Origin of the sequence: Pseudomonas sp. BT76 TE3572, assembly GCF_050435365.1 — a bacterium.
Lineage (GTDB): Bacteria > Pseudomonadota > Gammaproteobacteria > Pseudomonadales > Pseudomonadaceae > Aquipseudomonas > Aquipseudomonas fluorescens_W.
Map to the genome: position 1 here is coordinate 6,000,591 of NZ_JBNDKE010000001.1, position 23,746 is coordinate 6,024,336.

Below are 23,746 nucleotides of genomic sequence, written 5' to 3' on the forward strand. Positions count from 1 at the left end.
CTATTCTCTAGAAGTCTCATAAATTGTATTAATTACAAATCATATAAGCGGTATAAGTGCGGCCGTCGCAATTATCATAATATCTATTATGCATGATGTTGGTTGCTTACTATGTATCACCGCGCCGCTCAACGAGTACTCGTAGCTTAATAGGCAGATACGCAGTATGATTTCAGCGGGTAGAACAGCCGTCTACCGGCTTAAAAAGTTGTTTCTTCATCGCTGAGATAATCGACGGCCACACCAGCGCATCTACATCAATAGGGAATATGGATAAGGTCTCCGGAGCCATCCACTGCAACGGTCGGCGGGCCTGCGCATCGTCAAAGATAAAGCTGCTTGCCATAGCAAATCCGTATGCGCCGACAATAAGCTTATTAAGCTGTGCCTGCTTATCGGTAAGATTAGATAACACCTCGCTATACTCATTTTGACTAGAATAGTAGATTATATCTCCAGCCATCTCAGCCACCTCGCCAAGCGTAGGGGTATTGCGTGTAGCAGAAGAACAATGGATAACCTGGAATGTAGTATTCGATGGGTCAACGGCATTCGCCAACAACATGTTAACGCAAATATCAACAGGGATCATATCATTGACTGCCGCCTTCATCGATGCAGGGAAATACCTAGCACCTCCCAGCGCAATCGCTCTCACAAACGCTGGCAAGGAAATAGAGAAGTCGCAGTAACCTCTATTGGGATACGCCCACGCACCTGTTACAGATGTGATGCGTGCGACCATTACAAGCAAATTAGGATAGCGGTGGTGCAACAAGCGCTCCATTAGGTTTTTAGAGTAGGAATAGGCATTAGGCCACTCATTGATTCTTGCATTACTACCTGTTTCTACCATCTCGCTAAGTTCGGATTCTGCTGTGAAATCCTGATAAATTCGTTCTTGGAAGTTTTCAGGTGTCGAGCGATTACACAGCGCCCAATAGCTTGATGTTACCAGGTATAAAGTTAGTTTTTTACAAGTTGCTGCCAGGTCTGCCCCATGTAGCGCGGAGAAGGTATTAGCGTGAACCTGATCCTGTATAGTTGTGTCCCAGCGGGTATAGGCAGCCAGATGAAAAATAATTTCCACGTTCTCCCTGATTTCCCACAGCCAGCCATCAGAAATCCCCCAGTCCTCCAGCGTGACGTCCCCCTTTATCCAAACAACTCGTTCGTCGTGAGCATAGGCCAGGGAAGGGGTTGTTGAATGGTAAAGGCAGTAGATTCGTCCAATACCTTTAAGCTTCTCGCTCATGGTTTTGAGCAGTACCGAACCGATAAAGCCGGTAGTGCCTGTAATGAAAACCGCCTTACCCTCATAAGCTTTATCCATTGGTGTTCTCCTCGTACGATCTTAATTGGATCGTTTCCTGAACTTTTCGTCATTCGGGCTATGCAGGGCCTTTTTCCTATTGCAGTAGTCTGTCGATGCGTCTATTGCCAGCGTCCAATTCATCGACAGTGAGTGAGTGGTGTGTCAGACCGTTCAGTTCCATGATAAATACGTGACGACGCCAACGATCAGATACGCCTCAGTACAGCCCCAATGACCCAAGGGGCCGTCTGTGTTGGAGCCGTGCAATCCCCGTTCCGTTGGACTTAGCCAACTGCCAACTCTTTTTTGCACGCATGGTGGAGGGAAAATGGTTGATCGATACGACAGCTTTTTCATCCAACGCGCGAGGGATCGGCAATGAAAGGTAGGCGCAAAGCGAAAACAACGAAATTGGCTATGAAGTTTGAATTTGAGGCGGAGGCTCTGCGGTTATTGGTCTCGAGGTCCGAAAAAGCCTCGAATCGTTTTCTTGATTTTTGCCTTGCAATTGGGTTTATCGTGCAAGCCCTTAGTTTATATTTACACCTCTGCATAGTGGGCGAGAATGCTCGTGACTGGTTGTACCTGATCGTCAGTTCTTGCGGTGATTTCTGACGATATGTTAAGATTTGACGCGTGTTTAGATGTGGTGATGCGATGGCCGCTATGCAAAAATATAACTAACAGGGAGGTGCAGGCATTCTCATCATAAACTTCCTCAGTCGTAATCTGCATGCCCGTTGCTATAAGATGGATGTTTATAAACATTAGCAAGCATACTAATATCTCGTTGGCTGTTTATCTTCTTCGAACTAAATCTGGCACTAGTTATGATACTGTCCCCCAGGCACATACCTGACGCAGGAATTCAATCTGAGCATTCGCCTCATGACTTTCCTTGATCAGCTCATCTACAAGAGTCTGTGTAGAAATTTTTTTCCCACAGGTCGTTTCTATCTCAATGGTCTGGGGGTAGACACTGCAGAATGATTCCCCCACCCATCTGCTAATATTTACTGCTTGGCCGCATTCGACCGGTATTTCGCAAAAAACGCCCGTAGCCGTAAGGTTGATGGAGTGGAGTAATGATCCCAGACTAACCGCCACCTCATGATGGCATAGTGCATCTTTAAACGCGGATAGTGTTCTGGCACAGACAGTGTCGAATAACGGAAGAAATGGGGTGCTTACCGGTTGGCGGGTGATATCTACCTCATGGAATGCCAGTTTTCCTCCGGGACGCAGTAGGGCTACTGCATACTGGAGAAAAACTGTAGGCTCAGGTTGGTACATCAGCACATACCGGCCCGTGACCATATCAAAGCCACCTTCATCGGTAAAATCTGCTAGGGATACTGGAGAAAATGCTACGTTCTTCAGGCCGGAATCAGTCGCCCGTTTCCTGGCGATTGTGATGGCCGCACGACTGCGGTCAATGCCGATGACTGAGCCCCCGGGGCCAACCAGTTTGGCGACCAGCATGCTGACATCCCCTGGACCGCAGCCTAAATCTAGGACCCGCATCCCAGGTTTGATGCCGGCAGACAAAAGCAGGCGAGTGGTGATGGCTCTGAGCATCTTTGACTGAAATACCAGCCGTCGTATTTCGGATTCTGTATGACCAAGAAGATACTGGGATTCTGACATAATGCCATCGCCTCTATTCAAGTCTGCTGCGAAATTATAAATTTAATCACTGGATTGCTTATGTCGAGATTGGTAAAGATACCTTCTGAAAGTGAAAACAGTACCGCGCTGTCGGAGTATATAAAATTAACGTTTTTTCGTGATACCAACAATGAAATCAGGACGTTGAGGGGTATATTTGGCAAGCAATCTGGGAGTTGAATTGCAATTGATTTGCATGAAATATAAAGCGTTTTGCTAGCAGTCTCTCTGGTGCTGATATTTTTAATTAGCGTTCTGCCAATATGAAAAAATTCAGGTAGTGGGGAAGGCATAATTGCAAAAATAAATTAGATTCGTCATGTGGCTACTTGTGAGCGTTAACAGAACGTACACTATTTTTCTTTGGGGGGATTCTCAAGCCATATTGGGGGATTCTTACTTAACGAATCGATAGACTACAACGAAGATCCCAGACCTAAAATTTAGAGTGCTGTCTTGCACGCGACTTACACTTTTCCGAAATGGACAGAGCTAGCACGCGCAATTAGATCTCCGCTCTCGATATCTGCGCATATTAAAGCGACATCGCGATCGAGCGTCCGTTGATTATCATCCCATAGCCATGGGCGTGCCTCGGAAGCTGGTGTGCCGGTTATTTCGCGTAACGCGGTATAGAGTGGCAACATTGCTGGTGCCAAAAGTTGACTCGCGTCGTAATGTCCTGCAATTGCATAGGTCCGTAGGTCTACGGCTTGCAATCCGAAAATCAATGACATTGATACAAGTTGCCTCAGTAGATCAATAGACTGCCTCGCCAAATTAGCTGATCCAAATGCTTGGCTATTAATATTTTGGTTGAATTGTTCGGCATGTGTCGGAAACCGATCTGCCAAAGAGTTTCCGAAAAAGCTTACAAGTGGCGCTATTGAATTTGCAGAAATTTGCAAGCCTTTTAAGCCCATATTGACCTTCCGCTCACGATTACCTACCAACGATGGTGACAACCCATTGTTGAACTCGGGCGCTACCAATTGGGCAATCTGGACGTCGAGGTGCTTGGCTACGAGACTCAGGGAGTAACGCAAGCGATCCATTGCCATGCCCGTATACTGCGCGAGAAAGTTGCCTCCATAGAAGATGTCACCATTCTCAACGTCCACCAAAGGGTTGTCTGTAGTCGAATTCATTTCCACTTCGATCTGACGAGCCGCCTCCTCGAGGCCATCGACAATAGGCCCCATAAACTGAGGAAGGCAACGCAGTGAATAGCGATCTTGCACTAAACCTTCTTTGGGATTGCGATGTTTTCCGTTGGCACTTCGGATCAGCCCGGAGCCGCTAAGAAGATTGCGCATGCAAGCGGCAGTCCAGCCTTGGCCTGCATGAGGTTTATGATCGTGAATGAACTTGTGAAACGACAGATCAGTCCCACGCAGCCCCTGGATCATGAGCGCGTGAGCCTGAATCGCTAGTTCTACCAGTTTGCGTGCCTCATGAATGCAGCCCGCCGCGATAGCAGTGCACGCCGAGGTGCCGTTCAGCATTGCCAGCGCTTCTTTAGGTTCTAAGCGTAGCCGCGGCAAATCCAGTTTTTGTAATGCAGCGGTGGAGTCCATCGTGGCACCTTGGAAGTCAACCAGAAAACCCGCATCATGGCCAATTATGGCGCCGGCGATGTAGGTTAATGGTACCAAGTCTCCACTTGCCCCGATTGATCCCAGATCAGGGACATGCGGCGTAACGCCGGCGTTGACGAACGTCAACAATCGCTGGATAAGTTCAGGTCGAGGCCCAGATGCACCACGCAAATGTGAGTTGGCGCGCAATACCATTGCTGCACGGACGTCGGGAAAAGGCAGGTTTCGTCCGGCGCCGGCTTTGTGATACCACAACATATTGTCTTGAAGAGAATTTCTTTCGTCGGCTGGTATAAGCACATTAGCCATGCCGCCAAATCCTGTGGTAACACCGTAGATCATTTCGTTGTTGGCGACAGCTTGTTTCATGCGCGCATGAGCGCGGCCAATACGTTCATGGAGAGCCGGATCCTTCGATAAACCAACTGAACATTGGTCACGCGCTACGCGCATGAGGTCAGCGATCGACAATCCAGTGCCACGCAACGATACTGTATCTTCGACACTTGAATCGACTGCCTCAGGCTCGGCGGAGTCACTAAGTTCCGTTATATTCGTAGCGTTTGTCAGATTATTCATATTGGGTCTCTTTTGAAATAGGTGACAAGAATAGAAAAAATTTTTATGGCATCAATCATTCTGGAGATCGAAAACTTCCAGTTAATCGATGAGTGGCATCTTTACAGTTACGGTTCCACGGATACGCCAAAAAAATTGGAAAGGGCGGGAAGACCAGCGGAACGGTAACTCGGACCTTAACGTGTGCTTTGGTTTTGTTAGACTTCTACCGCTTGTTTCAGCGTGGCAAGAGTTCTTTGGAATCGATTAATACTAACGGAGTGTTGCTGCACTATTTTGTATCAGAGACTTTAAATAGAAATATTTAGCATTGGAGCTAATATAATCTACAAGACCAATGGTCTTGGCAGTGGTAACAGAGGTGCTATCAATACTGTATGAAAATAGAGTGTCCTGCCTCTAAAATAAATTCTCCAAAAAATTGGCTACGCTTTCTCGATCATCACACTATCGGAGGCGAACAGATGAGAGCCCAAGATATTGTCCTGAGTCCCGAAAGATTAAGCCGCCGGCGGTCGTCGCGTTCGGGTGATCCTGTTGGCCGCTCAAGGTTGTTCGCGGGTTGAAATAGCGCACTTGGTTGGATTCTCTATGCACTCGGTCACTCTTTGGTGTCAGTGTTTCGAGAACAGCGACTAGACGGCTTGATCGACAAGCCAGCGAGCGGGCGTAAGCACCACCAGAGGTGCTAATCCGAGTTATTGGGCAAGTAGTTTAACCGCGTATAGGTCAATCTCGCGGCAGCTGTCGAAGCATGGCGCGAGTCGCTGGCATCTCACCGGGCAGTGACCAGCTCAGCCCGCTAGGTATCATCCAGTGCAGGGAGGGAACCTATTCGCGCTCAATGACCACTTACCCGGCATCTCCCTTCGTCCTGGTAAGCCTACGCTTATGATTCCTTCGCTCAACATTTCGCACCTGTCGGCTGCGTCGACTTCGCTGGCCATACCCGTGGATGAAAAACACGCGGATAACGATGCTGTGCCTACCTTTGTGCGCAGCCAGGGGCGGGCGGTGGGTATTTCCAACAGATGGGTGAGCGCGGGCAAGGGACGGTTTTCGCCTGACCAGGGGCTGATGTTGGAAAAGGCCGCGCGGGCCCTGGTTGCCCAGGAACCGATCATGAGGCAAACCCAGCAACCGAACGGTGGCACCTTCGAGTTCGCTGCGGGGTTGGGCAGCGCTCATCACGCGGTGTATGAACACGACGGACAAAACATCACCAAACTGGCCGTGCGTGATAGGGGAGGCAAGACGCTGGTTGAAATCGATGCCCGCGATCTATCCGCCCAGTCCCTGGGGAAACACCCAAGAAGTAGCTCTTCTCCCGACAGTGACGTTGCCCAAAACTCGCGGTCAAGGGGGGCGCAGGCTTCTGATCCGGCATCGATCCACGAAAGTCGTTTGCCGTTGTCGGTACATGTGGCGGGCCAGCAGTTCCATGTGGGCCCGTTGCGCAAGAGGCTCGACCCTGAACTACAACCCAACCTTCTGCAAGCATTGCTTGCCGAGCCCAAGACGGTGGTCAGCGATAACCTTCACCAGGGTTACCGGGCGATATCGTTCATTGCCAATATCGACAACGCCAACCAGTTCATCACTTTCGAAATGGATCGCCAGGGCAACCTTCGTGGTGCGGCGGGAGCCGTCATGGGCAGTCATCAGCCCACATTCACAGTGTTATTGAATCCGTTAAACACGTTCACAGATAAATTCAGGGAAGTGCCTGCGTTAAAGAGTCAAGCGGCGATGTTGGCTGCTGGCCCGGTGTGGGGCCAGGACGAGCGCGTCAGTAACTTCAAAGAGATTTCGTTAAGAAATATCAACGAAGTCAAAGCCACCCTATGGCCTCTGGAACAGCACGAGCGTGCATTTATGTCGAAGCTCTTGAGTCAGCCATTCTTTGCCACCCACGTCACCACCCATGACGTGCCCATTGACCGGCCCGATGGCAGCGTTTCGTTGTTTTCCAGGGTCAAGCTTCAAGAGCGCAATATCTCCTTCAAGGAGATGCACTCCACCGGCGAGGATATTTCTGAAGTGGGTGGTGATGATCAAGTTTACTTCTCGCTGGAGTCTGGGCACGAGCCGCAAAAGGGTCGAAGTCGCTTTGGTGATCGGATGATGCGCTTTGACCTAAACCATCCTGCGTTCGTCAAGACCGGTGTCATGACCTTGGTGGACCCTTTTTTGGGATTACCACCTTCGGCGTATGAGCGTTTTGACGCCATCATGAATCACTTTCGAACTGACCCGGATGATGACCCCTCTGAACAGGAGGAGGCGGTAGTCGAACGTCTCAATAATCGCTTCTTCAGCGCCGACGAGTCGGCTTTTCACGGCCCGCACATTCTCGAAGGTATCGGCTTGCACATCGTCAGTACGCTGCGCGAGTATGTCCCGCCCCAGGTAGCGAAGACAATGCTCTACAACGAGGATATCAACAGCTTGGTCAATGGCTTGTTCAGGCCACAGATAATGGTTCCACGTCACTTTTTTGCCCAGCTCCATGACCAGGCCGAGATTCATTATGACTCCACTGCACTGCCCTGATCTGTCGCTTGCAGGGGCCGGTTTTGCTGACTCAGTCAGTTGGGTATCGGCTTGATTTCTTGGTTCGCGGACGCCCTTCTACTGCATTTATGCCGAGCAAGCTATGCAGATAAATCAAATTAGACGACGAAAAACGAGGTCCTTGGGGAGCAACGGAGCAGGATTACACATATCCACAACCTGCCTATCTATATAGCTGGCATGCGGCTTAACGTGTGACTCGCTATGTTAAATCGGCAACCCCACTGCCCGCAGCACCCACAGCGTTTCTTGCGGTTCGCCTGCCGTTTCCGACGGCACTCCAGGCTTACCCTATTCCGCCTGAATTTCTGAGCGGGGCAGGGCCCTCGCGTTCACCGGCGGCCCACTTTCCATGATGACCGCACCCCAGCAGTGCTTATTCCGTCACAGCTTTATCCAACCGTCATGAAACTTAACGTTCGGCCGACACCACTCACCGGCCACCGATGGTAAAGACTTGCCCTTGGCCATCCTCTACTCTGAGCGAGATTAACCCATGCTTTCTACTACACGCCTCTCATCAATTCCGCCCCAGAACGCCCACAGCCTATCAGCTGATGACCGTACAGCCATTCCTTCGCAAGCACGCCCGTCCTCTCAGCCCGTACCCGTGACGCTGCCACCTTCTGTAAGTGTCGCAAACCTCACCTTCCATACCGGTAAAGTGATGACGGCGCTTTCTGAGGTTGAACAACGCATTCTTCACGGTGCGTTTCATCCCGAAACCCCCAAAGAGCCGATTGAACATTTAAATGACAACCTCATCCTCACCTATGCCATCGGCGCGAAGGATTATTTTTCACCCCTACATTTGCCGCGGGACCTGCCCGAGCAGATGCGGGTTACCTGTGCCCTTGATCAGTCCTTGAACCTGAATCGGGTGATCATTGCTGATCTGAAAGGGCATATCTATTGCGATGCCAGTTTTGAGCCACCTGCTACGCCAGCACTAGCGCTAGGAGAACAAGGTTCCTTGTCTACGAGGGAAGTCGCGTCGGGTCCTGGCTCTCCAGTACGGACTGCCTTCAGCTCTCCCGCCGCTAGTCAGTACGCCTTACGTGACGCTCGGGCACAATTCTCGGCCGTGGCGAGGACGGGCTCCTCGTTAGCTGCTGCAGCCCCCTTATCCGGCGCTCCCCAAGCTCCTGCCACCAATAAGAAGTCGGCGACGGACGCACAGATCGAGGCGCAGCTGAGAAATAAGCATGGCAAGGTGAGATCCGGACGAGAAGTCGGAAGCGTACTGAGAGCCTCCGGATTGTCGTCAAGTACATCTCGCATCACCACGCAGCTGCGGAAAGTAAACGTTGTCCGACCGTTTGCGTCGGCGTCGGATGATCAGCTCCAGAAGGAGCTAAGAAATCCAGACGGCACGATAAGAACTAATGCCGAAGTCACAGCCGCACTGCATGCCCGCGGATTGGGGGCAGGTTTAGCTCGCATGACCCCGATGATGCAGGCAATAAGAGGTGTACGGCACCTGCCGACGGCGACGGATGATCAGGTCAAGGCGCAGCTGAAAAATCTGGACGACACGCCAAGAAGCGTGGAAGAAGCCCTAACAGCACTGCGTGCCACCGGAGTGGGGGTAAGTTCAAACCGTATGACCGAGCTGATGCAGGCAGAAAGAGGTATGTTAAAGCGACCGGCGCCGTCGGATGATCAGATCCGGACGCAGCTGGTCAAGTTCGACGGCACGCTGAAAAGCACCAATGAAGTCGAAGACGCACTGAGTACCGCCGGGTTGGGGGCAAATCCAAATCGCATCGGGAAGCTGCGGCGGAAACTGCTGCTGGAAGCAACAGAACTGCAACAGCCCGCGGCAACAGGGTCGCAGGTTGGGGAAGAATGAACTGAACCGAGGGCCAGTCAGGAGGGGCGCGCTTTCCGCGCGTGCCCCTACGATCAGGAAAAATTCGTTGATCGAGAAGTTTCCGGTAAGAGCCGGCTTTCAGTCATCCATGGCCCTTCGCAATCGGACTTCTGGCCGATAGTTGTCAGTGGGTACTGCACCGAAAAAAAGCCAAAGGCGTCATATTTGATAGGCAAAACCTTGGAATTGGGGAAGCTCCGGCTTTCGACGAACACAAGATTCTCTTGGCGCCCAATCGTGTTGTGTGTAAGGGGCCGGGGAACACACCTTCCTCGCCCGGCCGATAAGGGCGATTGTGTCCGCGTATTTTAAGCGGACGCAATTACCCTTAACGCCAGGATCGCTATGCGCCAACGTAAGTCCTACCCGAAATCCTTCAAGACCCAAGTCGTCCAAGGGTGCGAGCAGCCCGGTGTTTCCGTGGCGGCCATTGCGATGAGGCATGGTATCAACGCCAATGTCGTTCGCTGGTGGCTACCGCTTTACCGCGATCAGCAGGCCGCCATGCTGCAATAGACGGGGTGGGCGCGGCCAACTCGCTATTTTGGTTTGCCAAACGGCGGTAGTCAGTTGAGTTATTGGAACCCCAACGGATTTGTTACCACTCACCTTGGATCAATACAGACCAGGGAGTTGGCAATGCACGAAGATACAATTGAATCGACAAAAATCTATACCCAAGTTTTTCCAATGGAATGGATTGAAATCGGGCTGAGCGCGTTTTCGAGCCATGCGCAACACGTTGCCAATCTAGCCAAGCCGCAACCTGCCGCCTCAATCGGCGGCGTCGAGCTATTTCTTCCGTCTAATGTGTACCATCCCGGGATCGGACTATCCTCCAGCCTTTTGGTCGATGCACTTTTGAGCGAAAACATTGGGAGAACCGTGTTGGACTTGGGGTGTGGCAGTGGTTTTGTCGGGATCTCTCTCTATTGCCAAGGGATGGATCTGGTTCTGGCCGATATTTCAAATGCCTCAATCTCGAGCACAACTGAAAATCTCCGCCGTATTGGTATACCGGGGAGAGTGATATTGAGTGATTTATTCTCAAATCTGAAAGGCATGCGCTTCGACACTATCCTATTTAATCCGCCTTTATTCGACAAAACTGTAGAGCACGAAGCTGAAATCGCATTATGTGACCCCAATGGCGATTTGCTGACTCGTTTTCTAACTGAGGCGACACAGCACTTGACTTCAAAGGGTCGTATTTATTTTATGGCGTCCAACCTGATGAATCGCGAGGCGTTGTTAAGTGGATTGGGAAGTTATCGATATAAGATCATCTCGTCTTCATTTTCAATGCAGTCGGAGGTCTCACGCTGGATAGTCAGCGCTCGATCGAAGCATTGAGCGAAACACTAGATTGTTATCTCCTGCTTATCGACGGAATTACAATTTGCGATACATGTACGTCCAGGCATCCCATCTTGCGCAACTAAACCGGTTGCCACCTGTGTGGCAGCAGCTCCGCAATCTCACTCGCCCGCTGCGTCGGCAGGCGCGTGAGGACGTCCTTCAAATAAGCATACGGATCATGCCCGCTGAGCCGCGCCGACTGGATCAAACTCATGATCGCCGCCGCGCGTTTACCGCTGCGTAGTGATCCTGCAAAGAGCCAATTTTCGCGACCCAACGCCCACGGCCGAATCTGGTTCTCTGCCCAGTTATTATCAATGGGCACAGCACCGTCATCGAGATAGCGCGACAGCGCCGTCCAGCGTTTGAGGCTGTAATCCAGAGCTTTACTTATCGCCGAGCCGTCGTGCACGATCTGGCGCTGCGCGATCATCCAGGTATGCAGAGCATCCATCACCGGTACCGCTTTTTCTTGCCGTATTCGGCGGCGTAAATCCGGTTCAAGGTCGCGGACTTCACGTTCGATTTCGTACAGCAACTGGATGTAGCGCAAGGCCTGTTCGGCGAGCTGGCTCTTGTTGGTGGCATGCAATTCGAAGAACTTGCGCCGCGCATGGGCCATGCAGCCGATCTCGGTCACGCCGAGTTCAAAGCTGGCCTTGTAACCACCAAAATCGTCGCAGACCAACTTGCCTTTCCAGTCTTGCGGGAAGTTGCGTGCATGCTCTCCGGCACGGCTGGGTCTGAAGTCGTAACAACCGCCGCCAAGTCCGAGAACTGGCTGGTGGCGTAGGCCCAGACATACGCGCGATGGGTTTTCTTTGCGCCCGGCGTGAGCATCTGCACCGGCGTTTCGTCGGGGTGGATAACATGCTGCCCGAGCACCACGTCACGCAGTGCGTCGACAAACGGCTGCAACTGCACACCGCTCACGCCAACCCATTGAGCCAAGGTTGAACGTGGGATGGACAAACCGGCTCGATCAAAAATCGACTCTTGACGGTAGGGAGGCAAATGGTCGGCATACTTCGCAATCATGACGTGCGCCAGCAGCCTTGCGGACAGGATGCCCTTGTCGATGACCCGCGCCGGCACCGGTGCCTGGATCAGTGTTTCGCACTCATCACAGACCCACTTGCCAAGGACATGGCGCTCGACGGTAAAAACGCAAAGCGTGTAGCCCAGTTTTTCGCTGACGTCTTCACCGATATGCTTGAGTGCGCAGCCGCAAAGTCAGTGAGTGTTGTCCGGTTCGTGGTGGATCAGCGTGCGTGGGAGCTCCGGCGACAACGCCGTGCGCTTAGCCCTTTGCTTTTTCTCGGTCGCAGGTGGAGATGTTTGCAATGCCTGGAGCTCAGCCTCAATCGCCGCGATATCGATCAAATCGTCCAGCAAGCTGGCCTACTGCGGATTTAAATGTTCGTTACGCTTGGCAAACTGCAACCGCTTGAGCTGCGCGATCTCGTGGGCCAGTTTCTCGTTGACCGTTTTGTGGTGGTGGATTTGCTTGCTCATTGTCTCGACTGTCTAATCGAGACTTTCCACACGCGGCATCAACTGCGCTGCCAGAGCGCGCAGTTGTTCAGGGCTTAAGTGGTCGAGATTGGGCAGCGAAGTTATTCCGCCGATTTTGCCAGAGTATGCGAAAACCGACGACAGGCTGATCGGACAATTGCACGGCCTGGCTGGTCATGGCAGGCGTTATACGATGGAAATCGCACTATACCCAACCCGTCGTGCACCAGCACTTTCATGCGATTGGCGCGGCGGTTGGCAAACAGATAAGCGCAGTGCGGCTGCGCCGCACCGAACACGGCAACCACCCGCGCCAGCGCGGTTTCAGTACCGGCGCGCATGTCCATGGGGTCGGTGGCGAGCCAGATGGCGTCGATGCGAATCATCGCAACAGATCTCAAAGGAAGGTCGCGCAGGCGGCCGCGCCATCGGTCGGCCAGTTCACTTTGACAGCGCCACGCGGGTGCGGGATTTCAACGCAGATATTCGATGACGCAGCTTGCGAATTTGCTCCGGCTAGCCGCATGGGTAAGGGAATAAAAGCAAGTTGCAGCTCCGTGTTTTTTTGTGTTTGCACCCGAATCCATTTGTGGACAAGGTTCGCGTTGAGGCTATGGCTCAGCGCGACGCTGGCAATCGAGGCACCGGGCTGGGCGCAATCTTGAATGACTTGGACTTTGAAGGATTTGGAGTAGGAACGGCGTTGTGGCTGCATGAAATACCCGCTTAAAAGGCTAGAACTGGTGCCCACTTAAATTTAAGTGCACACCATGTCTTGGATTTACAGGGCTGGATAGATGACTTGGCCGGAGGGATACTGTTGTGTATCCGCAAAAAGCCATTCGCACACAAGACGGATTTGTGTTGGTGGGAGATGTTGGCGTTTTTTCTGGTAGCTATCGCCTCAACCGTCTAAATCATCCAACCATCAACGGAACCCGCTCGACGTTTTGGACACCCATGAGGGAACCCTCTAGGACGACGACTCCGATGCTGCCGCATTTACCCCACGTGATGGATTGCGAGAAAATTTTGCGCTCGATGCAGGTACTCGCCCTCACGCTGAGTGCTCTGTGCGCGGGTTGCCAATCCATAGGCCGCATGGACGACCACGGCAGTATGCGGTTTCCCCGGGTACTCACAGGCATTAGGCCCGTCGCCGGTTTGAACCCGAGCGCTTTTACGGGCGATCCCACGCAAGATCTATGGGCGCGTTTGGGCCAAGGGTTCACGTTACTGGATAACAACGGAACTAACCTCAGGATCGAGCAGCAGCGTGACTGGTTCATCAGTAATCCGTCTTTCCTGGGGGGCGCCAGCGGTCGCGCAAGCCGCTATATTCACTTCATCGCACAGCGTCTTGATGAGCGCAAGATGCCACCCGAGCTGGCGCTGCTGCCCATTATTGAAAGTGCCTACAATCCCATGGCCAATTCAAACCGCGAGGCGGTAGGGCTTTGGCAATTCATCCCCTCGACCGGACGGGATTTCAATCTGTATCAAACTGGGTGGTATGACGGCCGACGAGACATTCTGGCCTCCAGCAATGCGGCCATGGACTACCTGACGCGCCTGCACGATCGGTTCGGTGGTGACTGGCTGTTGGCACTGGCTGCATACAACTCTGGTGAAGGGACCGTCAGTCGCGCCATTGCATGGAATCAGAAAAGGGGCCTGCCGATCGACTATTGGCACCTGACGCTTCCTCGGGAAACTCAGGCGTATGTGCCCCGGTTCCTGGCGTTGTCACTACTGGTGAGAGAGCCGCAAGCCTATGGCATAAAGTTGAGTCCGGTAGCCAACGAGCCTTATTTCGAGGTGGTCGAACTCAGCCATCCGGTGGACCTGGCGAAAGTCGCTGTCGATGCCGGGATCGAGGAAGCCGAACTATTGGGGCTTAACCCAGCGTTTCTCAAGAATGTAACGCTCGATGGTCCTGCATATTTGCTGGTACCCCGAGCGAAAGCACAGACATTGTCCGTCAGTTTGGCAAAAATTTATGACGAGGACCTGGCGCTTCAACACTTTCCGCAAAAGCAGATGGATAGACCGGTTGCCAGTGTGCAAACGAAGCCGTTGATGCCCCTTCAAAAGCGACCTGCAGTTGCAGCAAAAACGCCAAGATACGACAGGCCGAATGCTTCGAAAGCAGCTGTGGCGGTGGTCGTCTATTCCGTTCGCCAGACGCCCTGAGCTTTTTTTCGAGTCTTTCTTACACCAACTTTTTGAGCGAAAACTGGATCCAAGCAAAGGATGGCTATCTTGATGCAGTGGCGGGTGGTTGTAACATTGCTAAGACACATGATCATACGGATTTCAATATTCGATTATGTTCACAATAGTTCCTTTAGGCCCAGGGGCTTCCCAATAAATGGCTGTGAATATTTTTGCCGCCTACCAGTAACCTGATCTGGAAAATTTAAAGAGCGTAGTTGCGTGTTAAAAATCTGAAAGTCGCCAGGTCGCTGTCACGGGGGGGCGGAAGCCAAGGCGTGCAGCCCCTCGCTGACACGGGACAAGCAGACAGGTATTGGATTCAGCAGTGAGTTGAATGGAACAGAAGGAACTATTTGAGCTAAACGTTTGAAATAAAAATATGAGCAAGAAAGTGTTGGTGAGTAGCTAATGGATGCCTTGTAAGTCAGCGTTGGTTGTTGCGGAAAAAATTGAATTTAGGTAACTAAGGATCCGTAAATCATCGAGCGTTACGCTCTGGTTTTTATTTTGCCTTGGTCGTGAAACTGACTCTGTTTAAGCAGAATTTATAAGGCATTGATATAAGTTTTTAGCTGAATTGTAGTTGTCGGTAGCTCCTCCAGTGTAGGAGGTAAAATGAATTTGATCCGGGTATTGTGATAATTGTATGGGCTGTTTATTTGTTTTGATAAATCATTGTTTTTAAAGGAGAATATAATTTAATAAATTAGATGTTTATGCTGATTCTGAAAATTAACTTGAATAAGCGTTCAACTTAAATACCTCGGGATGGTGTCAAAGTGATGCCATGCTCGTGATATGTGAACTCCTGACGCCATTGAACTAAAATTAGATATTACTGCCATTGATAAGCATGCTATTAATAGTCCGGCTTGCCCAACGCGAGAAATTTCGATGAAAGAGGGAATCGTTGTAAGCACCCTGGAGTTGCAGGGCGACACAACTGCAATGGATGTTCATCAAATTGCGATGAGCGCCGCACATGTAAAACTGGATTTGCTCTTGTGTGGGGAAACGGGGACCGGCAAGGATTCCCTGGCCAAACATATTCACCACTTGTCTGATCGGAAAGGTTCTTACGTGGGCATAAACTGTGCCGCGATCCCTGAAACACTTGCTGAAAGTCAGCTCTTCGGCGTTGTGAACGGGGCCTATACCGGGGTCAACCGCTCAAGAATGGGCTACATCGAGGCGGCGCAGGGCGGTACGCTGTATCTCGATGAAATTGACAGCATGCCATTGGCCTTGCAGGCCAAGCTGCTGCGCATCCTTGAAACACGTGGCATTGAACGCTTGGGTTCGACCACCTTCGTACCCTTGGATTTTCGCGTGATCGCTTCGGCGCAACGGCCATTGGATGAATTGGTGGAACAGGGACTTTTCCGACGCGATCTGTTTTTTCGGCTCAATGTGCTGACGATCCAGTTGCCCGCCTTGCGCAAGCGTCGCGAGCAGATTTTGCCCCTGTTCGACCAATTCACCCATTCCGTGGCCGCTCACTTCGAACGGCCAGTTCCGGTGCTGGACAGCCACATGGTACAGGTGCTGCTGAGTCATGACTGGTCCGGCAATATCCGTGAGCTGAAGTCCGCCGCAAAACGTTATGTGCTCGGCTTCCCGATATTGGGAGCTCATCTGATCGAGAAGCAAGTTCCAGTGTCTGGCCTGAGGACGCAGTTGAAGGTGATCGAGAAAATGTTGATCGAGGATGCGCTCAAACGGCACAAGCACAGCCTCGAGGCGGTAGGTCAGGAACTCGATCTTCCAAGACGCACCTTGTATCACCGCATGAAGGAATTGGGCGTTTGAGTCCGCACCGCCTGCACCCTGGTTTCATTCTTGACGTAGCGAATTGCCGTCCTCTGGCAACTCCAGTGCATTAGAGGTCGTGGATGGATATATTCGATTATCAACGGTACGAAGATAACGACGGGCCTAACCTCGAGAGCATTGCCCAGAATATTTCGCAGTTGGGTATTGATGTGCTGCTCTGGGGAGAAACCGGGACTGGCAAGGACACCCTCGCTATGCGAATCCATACCTTGTCTGGAAGAAAGGGCCGGTTGGTGGCGATGAACAGCGCTGCTATCCCTGAATCTCTCGCCGAAAGCGAGCTGTTTGGTGTGGTCAGCGGCGCCTATACCGGGGCTGACAGTTCACGCATGGGATACATCGAGGCGGCTCAGGGTGGCACACTGTATCTCGACGAAATCGACAGCATGCCATTAAGTCTACAGGCCAAGCTGCTCAGAGTGCTTGAAACCCGCAGCCTGGAGCGCTTGGGCTCCACGACGGCAATCCACCTCGACCTATGCGTGATCGCTTCCTCGCAGCGTAAGCTCGATGAGCTGGTGGAGTTGGGGATGTTTCGTCGCGACCTGTATTTTCGCATTAATGTCTTTACCCTGCACTTGCCCGCCTTGCGCGAACACCCGGCCAGAATCGTTCCTTTGTTCAGTCGGTTCGTCGCAGCCTTAGCGCAGGAATTGGGTCATGATGCCAAAAGCATGAGTCCTGTCTTGTGTCAGGTCCTGCAGAACCATAACTGGCCTGGCAACATTCGCGAGTTGAAATCAGCGGCGAAACGTTTCGTGCTGGGATTTGACTTGTTAGGTATCGATCAAATCGATGACTACTACTACTCTTCCGGTCTCAAGTCTCAATTGCGGGCGATCGAAAAGGTGTTGATTCAGGAGTCACTCAGGCGACATAAAAATAGCATCGAGGCGGTCAGTCAAGAACTAGGTATCCCCCGGCGTACCCTCTATCACCGCATGAAGGACCTTGACGTTTAAGTCGTATCCATAGGTCTCTCGTTAGTGTTCGCAAATAGCCCTTCGTAGATCCCTGAGCATTTTTGGCAAGGTTTTCACTCGTCTGCCGTTTAACTCGATTTTTTAATCCGCTACGGGACGGAACCGAAAAGCCCGTCGGGACCACCTATCCTCACCACGCAATAATGCGGGCTTTCAATCAAGGGAATTATCATGGCTATCACTCCAACTACCATCGCGAGCACCTTCCTCCAGCAGGTCGGCAGCGTCTCTAAGGGCGCCGCTAACGTCGCAGGGACTGTCGAAACGCAAGCGGAGTTAACCCGCTCCGCCGGAACCGCTAAGTCCGTGGATGCTCAGCGCGAAGCCAATAGGGACCAAGATAAGAACGGTGCGGAAATGACCAAGTTGATGTCTGACGCGACCATTGCGAACCAACAGCAGTCGACAATGAACGCTATCAACTCCATGCAAATGGATACTACTAACAAGGAACTGAGTGCGCTAGCGAAGAACGCGACAGGCATCAACTACTGATGTTTCCCCCCCTTTGCTTTGCAAGGGGGCACACATCTTGTCTTGGAGGTGTCATGGTTTTTTTGAACGTTGACACTCCATAAGACTGCGATCTGTCCGGTAGCCGCGCGGCTAATGGTGCGGGCTCGCCCGCTGCTGCAATGGATGGCGACAATCCCTCGGATCTCGCGCAATTCTTGAGTGGCCTTGCGCAAAAAAAAGGCCTTGGGGTGACCCAGGGGCGGTTCCGGAGAGCAGGGCAATGGTTTGGCCTATCTGGTTTTCCGGTTGGAGCCTCAGCTTGTTCCACGCGATCTGCTCAGCAGCGCCACAGACACAGACATAGACACAGACACAGACAGCAGTCTCATCGGTCCCTGACGCCAGGTTCCAGCAGCAACGCCCTTGCTTGATGCCTTATCGCATCTGAATCGACACAGCCTTCCGGAGAGTTCATATGAGCATTTCCACTGTCAATGCCGTTAAAGTCCCGTCGCTGGACATGGAGCAGAGTCTGGTGACAAGTTCTTCCCAAGCGGATGTCGACCTTTTCAGTTCCGCCATGCGTTTCGATGACGCGCCAGCGTCCAGTCTGAGCGATGAGGTTGCGGGGGCGGTGTCAGAGCGCCTCGAATCCACCGATAAGCTGTCGCAGCAAACGATGCGCAGCATGAAAGCGATGTCGGCCACCGGCGACCCGATGGACATGGCCCAAATGAGCCGCTCGATGTCGCAATACTCGCTGCAAATGGCCTTGACCACCAAGGTGGTGAGCAAGAGTGCTCAGGCGATCGATAAGCTGACCAATCTGCAGTAGAGGTTTTCGTGAAAATTATTGGCACGAGCCTGTTGCTCTGCGTTCTGCTACTCAGTGGTTGCAGCGATGAGACTGATCTGTTCGGCGGCCTGTCCGAGCAAGACTCCAATGATGTGGTGGCCAAGCTTGCCGATCAGCATATTGCTGCTCACAAACGCTCGGAAAAAACCGGCGTAGCCGTTGTCGTGGCCACCAGCGACATCAATCGCGCGGTGCGCGTGCTTGATGCGGCCGGGCTGCCCAGACATTCGCGAACCAGTCTGGGTGAAATCTTCAAGAAGGAAGGGGTGATTTCCACTCCGCTTGAAGAGCGTGCGCGCTACATCTATGCACTGTCTCAAGAAGTGGAAGCGACCTTGTCGCAGATCGACGGGGTGATAGTGGCCCGGGTTCATGTGGTATTGCCCGAACGCATTGCACCCGGTGAGCCGGTGCAGCCGGCATCGGCCGCGGTGTTCATCAAACATACGACGGCGCTTGATCCTGACAGTGTGCGTGGCCGGATCCGGCAAATGGTGGCCAGCAGTATTCCGGGTATGTCCGGGGAATCTCAGGACTCGAAAAAGCTTTCCATTGTGTTCGTCCCCGCTGTTGAATTTCAGGACACCGAGCGGCTGGTGAATTTCGGTCCTTTTCTGCTCGACAGCAAGAACCTTGGCTTCTGGAGAGGCGTGACCTGGGTGATGCCTATTGTGCTGTTGTTGCTGATCACGGCGCTGACTTTGGGTTTGCGTGCTGACTGGCGAGAGGCGCTGTTGCAGCGAATCCGGCAACAAATCCGGCAGCGATTTGGCAAAGGTTCGACACTGCCGGCACGGACATGACATCGCTAGATGATCGCGAAGAATGGGTGCGGTGGTGGTGTTCGGCATGGCAGTGGGCACATACCGACTGGAAGGTACAATTTGCCGCGACCAGCGGGCTGACACCCGACGACTTTGAAGCTTTGATGCGAAGCCGACACGGCGACTTTCTGCGCAGTGTTGGCATAGTGCCCAGCCAGCCGCCGGAGCCGTGCGAACATCTGATGCATTGGCTGGCGCTTAGCCCGATACAGCGTGAACGGGCGTTGTCTTTGGCGCGGCGGATTTGTTTTGCGCCCCTTGATCTGTCACCGCGCACTGATGACTTTGACACTCTCTGGTGCCAACGGCTGGCCAAGGCACTGCGTCCCGGACTCTGGCTGGATCCATTGGTGACAGACGTGCGGCCGTTGCTCGGTGCCTGGCTGGGGCAGGCGTGTTGGTTGCGGCTGCGGTTGATGTGGCCACCCGCAGAGGTCGCCGAGTCGTTTGGCGACATGCCCGACAACAAACTCCAGACATTGTGGCAGGCCATCCTGTGGAGGGTCGCCGCACCATGACCTCGCGGCAGGAATCACACCTATGCTAGTCAAACGCCGACTTTCGCTAAGCTCGGCCCCCGTCCTCGCCGAGCCTATAGTGCGCCGCGAGGATCTGGCCAACGCCCAACTGGCTCATGAAATGCTCGCCACGGCGCGTCTTCAGGCCGACCAACTGTTGGCCCAAGCGCAGGCGCACGCCCAAGGTGTGCTCGATCAGGCGCTAGCCGAGTTTTGGGACACTGCCAATGGATTTCTGCAATCGCTTGAAGAGCAACGCCTGGCGTCTCGGCACGAAGCGGTGGTGTCGGCCGAAGAGCTGCTCAACCTGGCGCTGGGGCGGTTGCTGGACGAAACCTCCTTGGTCGAACGCATCCGTGCGCTGGTGCGCAATCTCGCGACCAATCAGGTGGACGAGCGCGCAGCCACTCTGAGTTGTCACCCGCAATTACTCGAGCCTTTGGCTGAATGGTTGGCCGAAAGTCGCTTCGCTGACCATTGGCAACTCAAGGGGGACACGTCGATGCCCATTGATGCCTTGCGCTTGAGTCACGTCAACGGAGCGTTCGATATCGATTGGCAAAACCTGCGTCGAGGGCTGCTCCCCCAAGACGATTGACGTCGATGATGGAACCGTACGGGCGCTTCGTTCCACACAGTATTGAATCCTTCTGATGGGGCGTCTTGACATGATCGAATTCAAATCCTTGGAACATCATCTTGATCGCTCGTTTGCCCGAGCCCATGACGAGATGGACGACGCCGCGATGGATGCGTCGGAAAGTGCATCGCCTGAAGACATGCAGGCATTCAACGATGCCTCACAAAAGGTCGCCACCGCGACGACTCTGATGAATGAAGGGTTGCGCGCCCAGCACGGCATCACCAAAGCAATCATCGATGGATTTCAGTGAATTTTGCGAGGTGCTCGCCCACTGGTGTCAGTTGCGCCCGGCGATTCCACTGGATTGCTGGATCGAGGAGGCCAATGCACGCCTGGCCTCGGTCGAGGGGGGCGTGCGTTGCAGCATCGACGTACTCGACCCCTACGATGGCAGCGATGCGCAACAGGTCAGCGCCTTGCTGAGCCAAGGCGGCGCCAGTATTGCCTGTGCCTGCGACGGCGCGCTGGGTATTGATCCCGACACACAGTGCGTGGTCCTGCTCAGTTGGCTGCCAAATCCGTGTAGCCCTGCCGATCTCTTGAATTGCCTGGAAAGCCTGGCCAACCAGCGCGCGGCCATGCTCAGCCTGCTGCAAGCTTCCAGGCGCGGCACAGTGGCGGGGCGCACGACAATGAATACCTGGCAACCTGGAGTGTGAAATGCGCAAGGCCTACAAGTGGTTGCCTTTGTTGTTGATAGGAATGATTGCCCCGGTGTGGGCCGCAGTACCCAAGGCTTGGACGCACACGGCCTACGCCTACGATGCGCAGCAGACTGACCTGGCGACGGTCTTGGGCAGTTTCGCCAAGGAGTTCGGATTAGGCCTGGACATGCCCGTTATGGAGGGCACGCTCGACGGTCGTATCCGCGCCCAAAACCCTCAGGAGTTCCTTGATCGCCTCGGACAGGAACATCACTTTCAGTGGTTCGTCTACAACGAAACGCTGTATGTGAGCCCCACCAACCAGCAGACTTCGGCACGGCTGGAGGTGTCACCCGATGCGGTGGATGACTTGCAGAGTGCCTTGACTGATGTCGGCCTGCTCGACCCTAGATTTGGCTGGGGCGCTTTGCCGGACGAAGGCGTGGTGTTGGTGCGCGGGCCGGCCAAGTACGTGGAGTTCGTGCGCGGCTACAGCAAGAAAATCGAAGCGCCTGAAAAGGCCGAAAAGCAGGTGATCCTGACGTTCCCTCTCAAGTATGCCAATGCGGCCGACCGGACCATTCGTTACCGTGACCAGCAGCTGTCAGTGGCCGGGGTTGCCAGCATTCTTCAGGAACTGCTGGAAAGCCGCTCGCGTGGCGAATCGATCAATGGCGTCAACTTGATGCAGGCGCAAGGTAGCGCGGGCTCCGGGCCTAGTTCGACGGGCCTGTCCTACGGCGGACTGGACACCGGTAGCCTGCAACAAGGGCTGGATCGAGTGCTGGGGGGCGGCGGTAAAAAATCCAGCGGTTCCAAATCGGATAGATCGCGCATTCGAGTGAGCGCCGATGTGCGCAACAACGCAGTGCTGATCTATGACTTGCCCAAGCGCAAAGAGCTGTACAAAGAGCTGGTCAAGCAACTGGATGTGCCGCGCAACCTGATCGAGATCGACGCGGTCATTCTGGATATCGATCGCAATCAATTGGCCGATTTGGCAAGCCGTTGGAATTTCAAATCAGGCAGCGTGAGTGGCGGCGCAGATCTGCTGCAAGGCGGCAACTCGACGCTATTCATTCAGGACGCCGGCAAGTTTTCCGCCGATATCAAAGCGCTGGAGGGCAACGGTTCAGCATCGGTGATTGGTAACCCTTCGATCCTGACCCTGGAGAACCAGCCTGCGGTGATCGACTTCAGCCGCACCGAATATTTGACTGCGACGTCGGAGCGGGTAGCCACAATCGAACCCATTACTGCGGGCACCAGCTTGCAGGTCATACCGCGCTCGATTGACAGTAATGGCAGGTCCCAAGTGCAATTGATCGTCGATATCGAGGATGGTCAAATTGATATGTCGAAAATCAACGCAGCGCAGCCAAGCGTGCGCAAGGGCAATGTCAGCACTCAGGCGGTGATCGCCGAACATGGCTCGCTGGTCATTGGTGGTTTCCATGGACTGGAGGCCAACGACAAGGTCAACAAGATTCCGTTACTTGGGGATATTCCCTGGCTTGGCAAGCTGTTGTTTCAATCGCGAAACCGCGAGCTGGCCCAGCGTGAACGTCTGTTTATCCTCACGCCGCGCCTGATAGGCGACCAGGTCAATCCTTCGCGTTACGTGGAGAACGGTAATCCTCATGACCTGGATGCCCAAATGAAAAAAATCGCCGCCCGCCGCGATGGCTTTGTCCAACCGACACGGGGTGATATCGAGCAGGTCTTCACGCAGTTGCTCGATGGCGTCATGCCCGTCGGGTTCACTCCCGGTGCGCCGTTGCCATTCGCAGCCGAGAGCCTGTGCGATCCGAATAACGGCCTGACCCTGGACGGCCAGCGTTCACAATGGTTTGCGCAAAAGGATTGGGGCGTCGCGGTGGTGGTGGCCCGTAACACTACACTCAAGCCGCTGCGAATCGACGAAGGTCGTTGCGGTGGTCGTTGGGTCATGGGCGTAAGTGCCTGGCCACATGCCTGGCTGCAACCCGGTGAGGAAAGCGAGGTGTATATCGCGTTGCGCCAGCCTCAGGTATCAAATCAAGCGACGAAGGCCAGGCCTTCGCTACTCAAGAGCGTAAGCCAATGACAACCCGTCTGTACGTGACCTTTTTTGCGCTGCTGGCTGTGCTGTCGGGCTGCGCTATTCATTCAGGCTGTTCGCCGGATGCCTGCAAACGACCGGATTCTTCCGATCACGAGCTGGTTATCTGGTGGCCACCGGATATGCGTCAGGGCCTGGATGACCGGGACCATGAGCTGGATTTCACCGTCGTGCAGTTAAAGGATTGAGT

Annotated in this window: 21 protein-coding genes and 2 pseudogenes; 17 read left to right on the top strand and 6 right to left on the bottom strand. The window is 53.4% G+C overall.

Annotated features, from left to right (window positions below):
* Positions 1–172: 172 nt before the first annotated feature.
* The 3 genes from ABH912_RS27370 to ABH912_RS27380 form a co-directional block, all read right to left on the bottom strand.
* Positions 173–1,333 carry an SDR family oxidoreductase gene (locus tag ABH912_RS27370; protein WP_033060887.1) on the bottom strand — a complete coding sequence of 387 codons (1,161 nt, stop codon included), beginning with the start codon at positions 1,331–1,333 and terminating at the stop codon, positions 173–175.
* An 810-nt stretch (positions 1,334–2,143) separates the two neighbouring features.
* Positions 2,144–2,962 carry a class I SAM-dependent methyltransferase gene (locus tag ABH912_RS27375; RefSeq protein ID WP_033060883.1) on the bottom strand — a complete coding sequence of 273 codons (819 nt, stop codon included), beginning with the start codon at positions 2,960–2,962 and terminating at the stop codon, positions 2,144–2,146.
* Between the two features lie 488 nt (positions 2,963–3,450).
* Positions 3,451–5,160: an HAL/PAL/TAL family ammonia-lyase gene (locus ABH912_RS27380; protein ID WP_050482863.1), complete on the bottom strand. Its 1,710-nt coding sequence runs from the start codon at positions 5,158–5,160 to the stop codon at positions 3,451–3,453.
* A 464-nt stretch (positions 5,161–5,624) separates the two neighbouring features.
* Here ABH912_RS27380 and ABH912_RS27385 point away from each other — a divergent pair.
* The 5 genes and pseudogenes from ABH912_RS27385 to ABH912_RS27405 all read left to right on the top strand — a co-directional run.
* Positions 5,625–5,953 (top strand): annotated as a pseudogene (locus ABH912_RS27385) (helix-turn-helix domain-containing protein); the annotation flags it as partial.
* 98 nt (positions 5,954–6,051) lie between these two features.
* The gene (locus ABH912_RS27390) at positions 6,052–7,713 is read left to right on the top strand and encodes a hypothetical protein (RefSeq protein WP_082459245.1); all 1,662 of its coding nucleotides are present in this window, start codon (positions 6,052–6,054) and stop codon (positions 7,711–7,713) included.
* Between the two features lie 517 nt (positions 7,714–8,230).
* Positions 8,231–9,586, top strand: coding sequence for a hypothetical protein (locus tag ABH912_RS27395; RefSeq protein ID WP_156363954.1), 1,356 nt, complete (start codon positions 8,231–8,233; stop codon positions 9,584–9,586).
* A gap of 366 nt (positions 9,587–9,952) precedes the next feature.
* The gene (locus ABH912_RS27400) at positions 9,953–10,123 is read left to right on the top strand and encodes a transposase (RefSeq protein WP_050482862.1); all 171 of its coding nucleotides are present in this window, start codon (positions 9,953–9,955) and stop codon (positions 10,121–10,123) included.
* A 123-nt stretch (positions 10,124–10,246) separates the two neighbouring features.
* Positions 10,247–10,960 (top strand): methyltransferase, encoded by a 714-nt coding sequence (locus ABH912_RS27405; protein ID WP_033060879.1) that lies wholly within the window; start codon positions 10,247–10,249, stop codon positions 10,958–10,960.
* 85 nt (positions 10,961–11,045) lie between these two features.
* Here the strand turns inward: ABH912_RS27405 and tnpC are convergent.
* The 3 genes and pseudogenes from tnpC to tnpA form a co-directional block, all read right to left on the bottom strand.
* Positions 11,046–12,586: pseudogene (gene tnpC, locus ABH912_RS27410) on the bottom strand (IS66 family transposase).
* Entirely contained in the window at positions 12,583–12,867 is a 285-nt protein-coding gene (gene tnpB, locus ABH912_RS27415) for an IS66 family insertion sequence element accessory protein TnpB (protein ID WP_156363953.1), read from the bottom strand. The pseudogene tnpC and the gene tnpB overlap by 4 nt, the downstream one beginning before the upstream one ends.
* A gap of 11 nt (positions 12,868–12,878) precedes the next feature.
* Entirely contained in the window at positions 12,879–13,196 is a 318-nt protein-coding gene (tnpA, locus tag ABH912_RS27420) for an IS66-like element accessory protein TnpA (RefSeq protein ID WP_033060877.1), read from the bottom strand.
* Between the two features lie 275 nt (positions 13,197–13,471).
* On the opposite strand from tnpA, the gene ABH912_RS27425 reads away from it, so the two are divergent.
* From ABH912_RS27425 to hrpT, 12 genes are all read left to right on the top strand, one after another.
* On the top strand, positions 13,472–14,674 hold the full coding sequence (locus tag ABH912_RS27425; protein WP_050482861.1) for a lytic transglycosylase domain-containing protein: 1,203 nt from the start codon (positions 13,472–13,474) through the stop codon (positions 14,672–14,674).
* A gap of 972 nt (positions 14,675–15,646) precedes the next feature.
* A complete protein-coding gene (locus ABH912_RS27430) occupies positions 15,647–16,507 on the top strand; it encodes a sigma 54-interacting transcriptional regulator (RefSeq protein ID WP_050482860.1) in 861 nt (286 codons plus the stop codon).
* A gap of 83 nt (positions 16,508–16,590) precedes the next feature.
* The gene (locus ABH912_RS27435) at positions 16,591–17,493 is read left to right on the top strand and encodes a sigma 54-interacting transcriptional regulator (RefSeq protein WP_033060875.1); all 903 of its coding nucleotides are present in this window, start codon (positions 16,591–16,593) and stop codon (positions 17,491–17,493) included.
* Positions 17,494–17,685: 192 nt separating this feature from the next.
* Positions 17,686–18,009, top strand: coding sequence for a hypothetical protein (locus tag ABH912_RS27440; protein ID WP_033060874.1), 324 nt, complete (start codon positions 17,686–17,688; stop codon positions 18,007–18,009).
* A gap of 481 nt (positions 18,010–18,490) precedes the next feature.
* Positions 18,491–18,805, top strand: coding sequence for a type III secretion system inner rod subunit SctI (sctI, locus tag ABH912_RS27445; RefSeq protein ID WP_419866203.1), 315 nt, complete (start codon positions 18,491–18,493; stop codon positions 18,803–18,805).
* Between the two features lie 8 nt (positions 18,806–18,813).
* Positions 18,814–19,629, top strand: coding sequence for a type III secretion system inner membrane ring lipoprotein SctJ (sctJ, locus tag ABH912_RS27450; protein ID WP_033060869.1), 816 nt, complete (start codon positions 18,814–18,816; stop codon positions 19,627–19,629).
* Positions 19,626–20,168: a hypothetical protein gene (locus tag ABH912_RS27455; protein ID WP_033060867.1), complete on the top strand. Its 543-nt coding sequence runs from the start codon at positions 19,626–19,628 to the stop codon at positions 20,166–20,168. The genes sctJ and ABH912_RS27455 overlap by 4 nt, the downstream gene beginning before the upstream one ends.
* A gap of 22 nt (positions 20,169–20,190) precedes the next feature.
* On the top strand, positions 20,191–20,766 hold the full coding sequence (gene sctL / locus ABH912_RS27460) for a type III secretion system stator protein SctL (protein ID WP_033060865.1): 576 nt from the start codon (positions 20,191–20,193) through the stop codon (positions 20,764–20,766).
* Between the two features lie 70 nt (positions 20,767–20,836).
* A complete protein-coding gene (locus ABH912_RS27465; protein WP_033060969.1) occupies positions 20,837–21,061 on the top strand; it encodes a type III secretion protein in 225 nt (74 codons plus the stop codon).
* Positions 21,048–21,470 carry a hypothetical protein gene (locus ABH912_RS27470; protein ID WP_033060864.1) on the top strand — a complete coding sequence of 141 codons (423 nt, stop codon included), beginning with the start codon at positions 21,048–21,050 and terminating at the stop codon, positions 21,468–21,470. The genes ABH912_RS27465 and ABH912_RS27470 overlap by 14 nt, the downstream gene beginning before the upstream one ends.
* A 1-nt stretch (position 21,471) precedes the next feature.
* The gene (gene sctC / locus ABH912_RS27475) at positions 21,472–23,541 is read left to right on the top strand and encodes a type III secretion system outer membrane ring subunit SctC (RefSeq protein WP_033060862.1); all 2,070 of its coding nucleotides are present in this window, start codon (positions 21,472–21,474) and stop codon (positions 23,539–23,541) included.
* Positions 23,538–23,744 (top strand): HrpT family type III secretion system protein, encoded by a 207-nt coding sequence (gene hrpT, locus ABH912_RS27480; RefSeq protein ID WP_033060860.1) that lies wholly within the window; start codon positions 23,538–23,540, stop codon positions 23,742–23,744. Before sctC ends, hrpT begins: the two co-directional genes overlap by 4 nt.
* The last annotated feature ends 2 nt before the right edge of the window (positions 23,745–23,746 follow it).

Bases quoted from the DNA above. Each gene is read 5' to 3' on its own strand.
- tnpB (WP_156363953.1), bottom strand. From the start codon at position 12,867: ATGATTCGCATCGACGCCATCTGGCTCGCCACCGACCCCATGGACATG.
- sctL (WP_033060865.1), top strand. From the start codon at position 20,191: ATGCTAGTCAAACGCCGACTTTCGCTAAGCTCGGCCCCCGTCCTCGCC.
- tnpA (WP_033060877.1), bottom strand. From the start codon at position 13,196: ATGCAGCCACAACGCCGTTCCTACTCCAAATCCTTCAAAGTCCAAGTC.
- ABH912_RS27400 (WP_050482862.1), top strand. From the start codon at position 9,953: ATGCGCCAACGTAAGTCCTACCCGAAATCCTTCAAGACCCAAGTCGTC.
- ABH912_RS27375 (WP_033060883.1), bottom strand. From the start codon at position 2,962: ATGTCAGAATCCCAGTATCTTCTTGGTCATACAGAATCCGAAATACGA.
- ABH912_RS27425 (WP_050482861.1), top strand. From the start codon at position 13,472: ATGCTGCCGCATTTACCCCACGTGATGGATTGCGAGAAAATTTTGCGC.
- ABH912_RS27440 (WP_033060874.1), top strand. From the start codon at position 17,686: ATGGCTATCACTCCAACTACCATCGCGAGCACCTTCCTCCAGCAGGTC.
- ABH912_RS27430 (WP_050482860.1), top strand. From the start codon at position 15,647: ATGGATGTTCATCAAATTGCGATGAGCGCCGCACATGTAAAACTGGAT.
- ABH912_RS27390 (WP_082459245.1), top strand. From the start codon at position 6,052: ATGATTCCTTCGCTCAACATTTCGCACCTGTCGGCTGCGTCGACTTCG.
- ABH912_RS27465 (WP_033060969.1), top strand. From the start codon at position 20,837: ATGATCGAATTCAAATCCTTGGAACATCATCTTGATCGCTCGTTTGCC.
- sctC (WP_033060862.1), top strand. From the start codon at position 21,472: ATGCGCAAGGCCTACAAGTGGTTGCCTTTGTTGTTGATAGGAATGATT.
- ABH912_RS27395 (WP_156363954.1), top strand. From the start codon at position 8,231: ATGCTTTCTACTACACGCCTCTCATCAATTCCGCCCCAGAACGCCCAC.
- ABH912_RS27370 (WP_033060887.1), bottom strand. From the start codon at position 1,333: ATGGATAAAGCTTATGAGGGTAAGGCGGTTTTCATTACAGGCACTACC.
- ABH912_RS27380 (WP_050482863.1), bottom strand. From the start codon at position 5,160: ATGAATAATCTGACAAACGCTACGAATATAACGGAACTTAGTGACTCC.
- ABH912_RS27435 (WP_033060875.1), top strand. From the start codon at position 16,591: ATGGATATATTCGATTATCAACGGTACGAAGATAACGACGGGCCTAAC.
- hrpT (WP_033060860.1), top strand. From the start codon at position 23,538: ATGACAACCCGTCTGTACGTGACCTTTTTTGCGCTGCTGGCTGTGCTG.
- ABH912_RS27470 (WP_033060864.1), top strand. From the start codon at position 21,048: ATGGATTTCAGTGAATTTTGCGAGGTGCTCGCCCACTGGTGTCAGTTG.
- ABH912_RS27405 (WP_033060879.1), top strand. From the start codon at position 10,247: ATGCACGAAGATACAATTGAATCGACAAAAATCTATACCCAAGTTTTT.
- sctI (WP_419866203.1), top strand. From the start codon at position 18,491: ATGGAGCAGAGTCTGGTGACAAGTTCTTCCCAAGCGGATGTCGACCTT.
- ABH912_RS27455 (WP_033060867.1), top strand. From the start codon at position 19,626: ATGACATCGCTAGATGATCGCGAAGAATGGGTGCGGTGGTGGTGTTCG.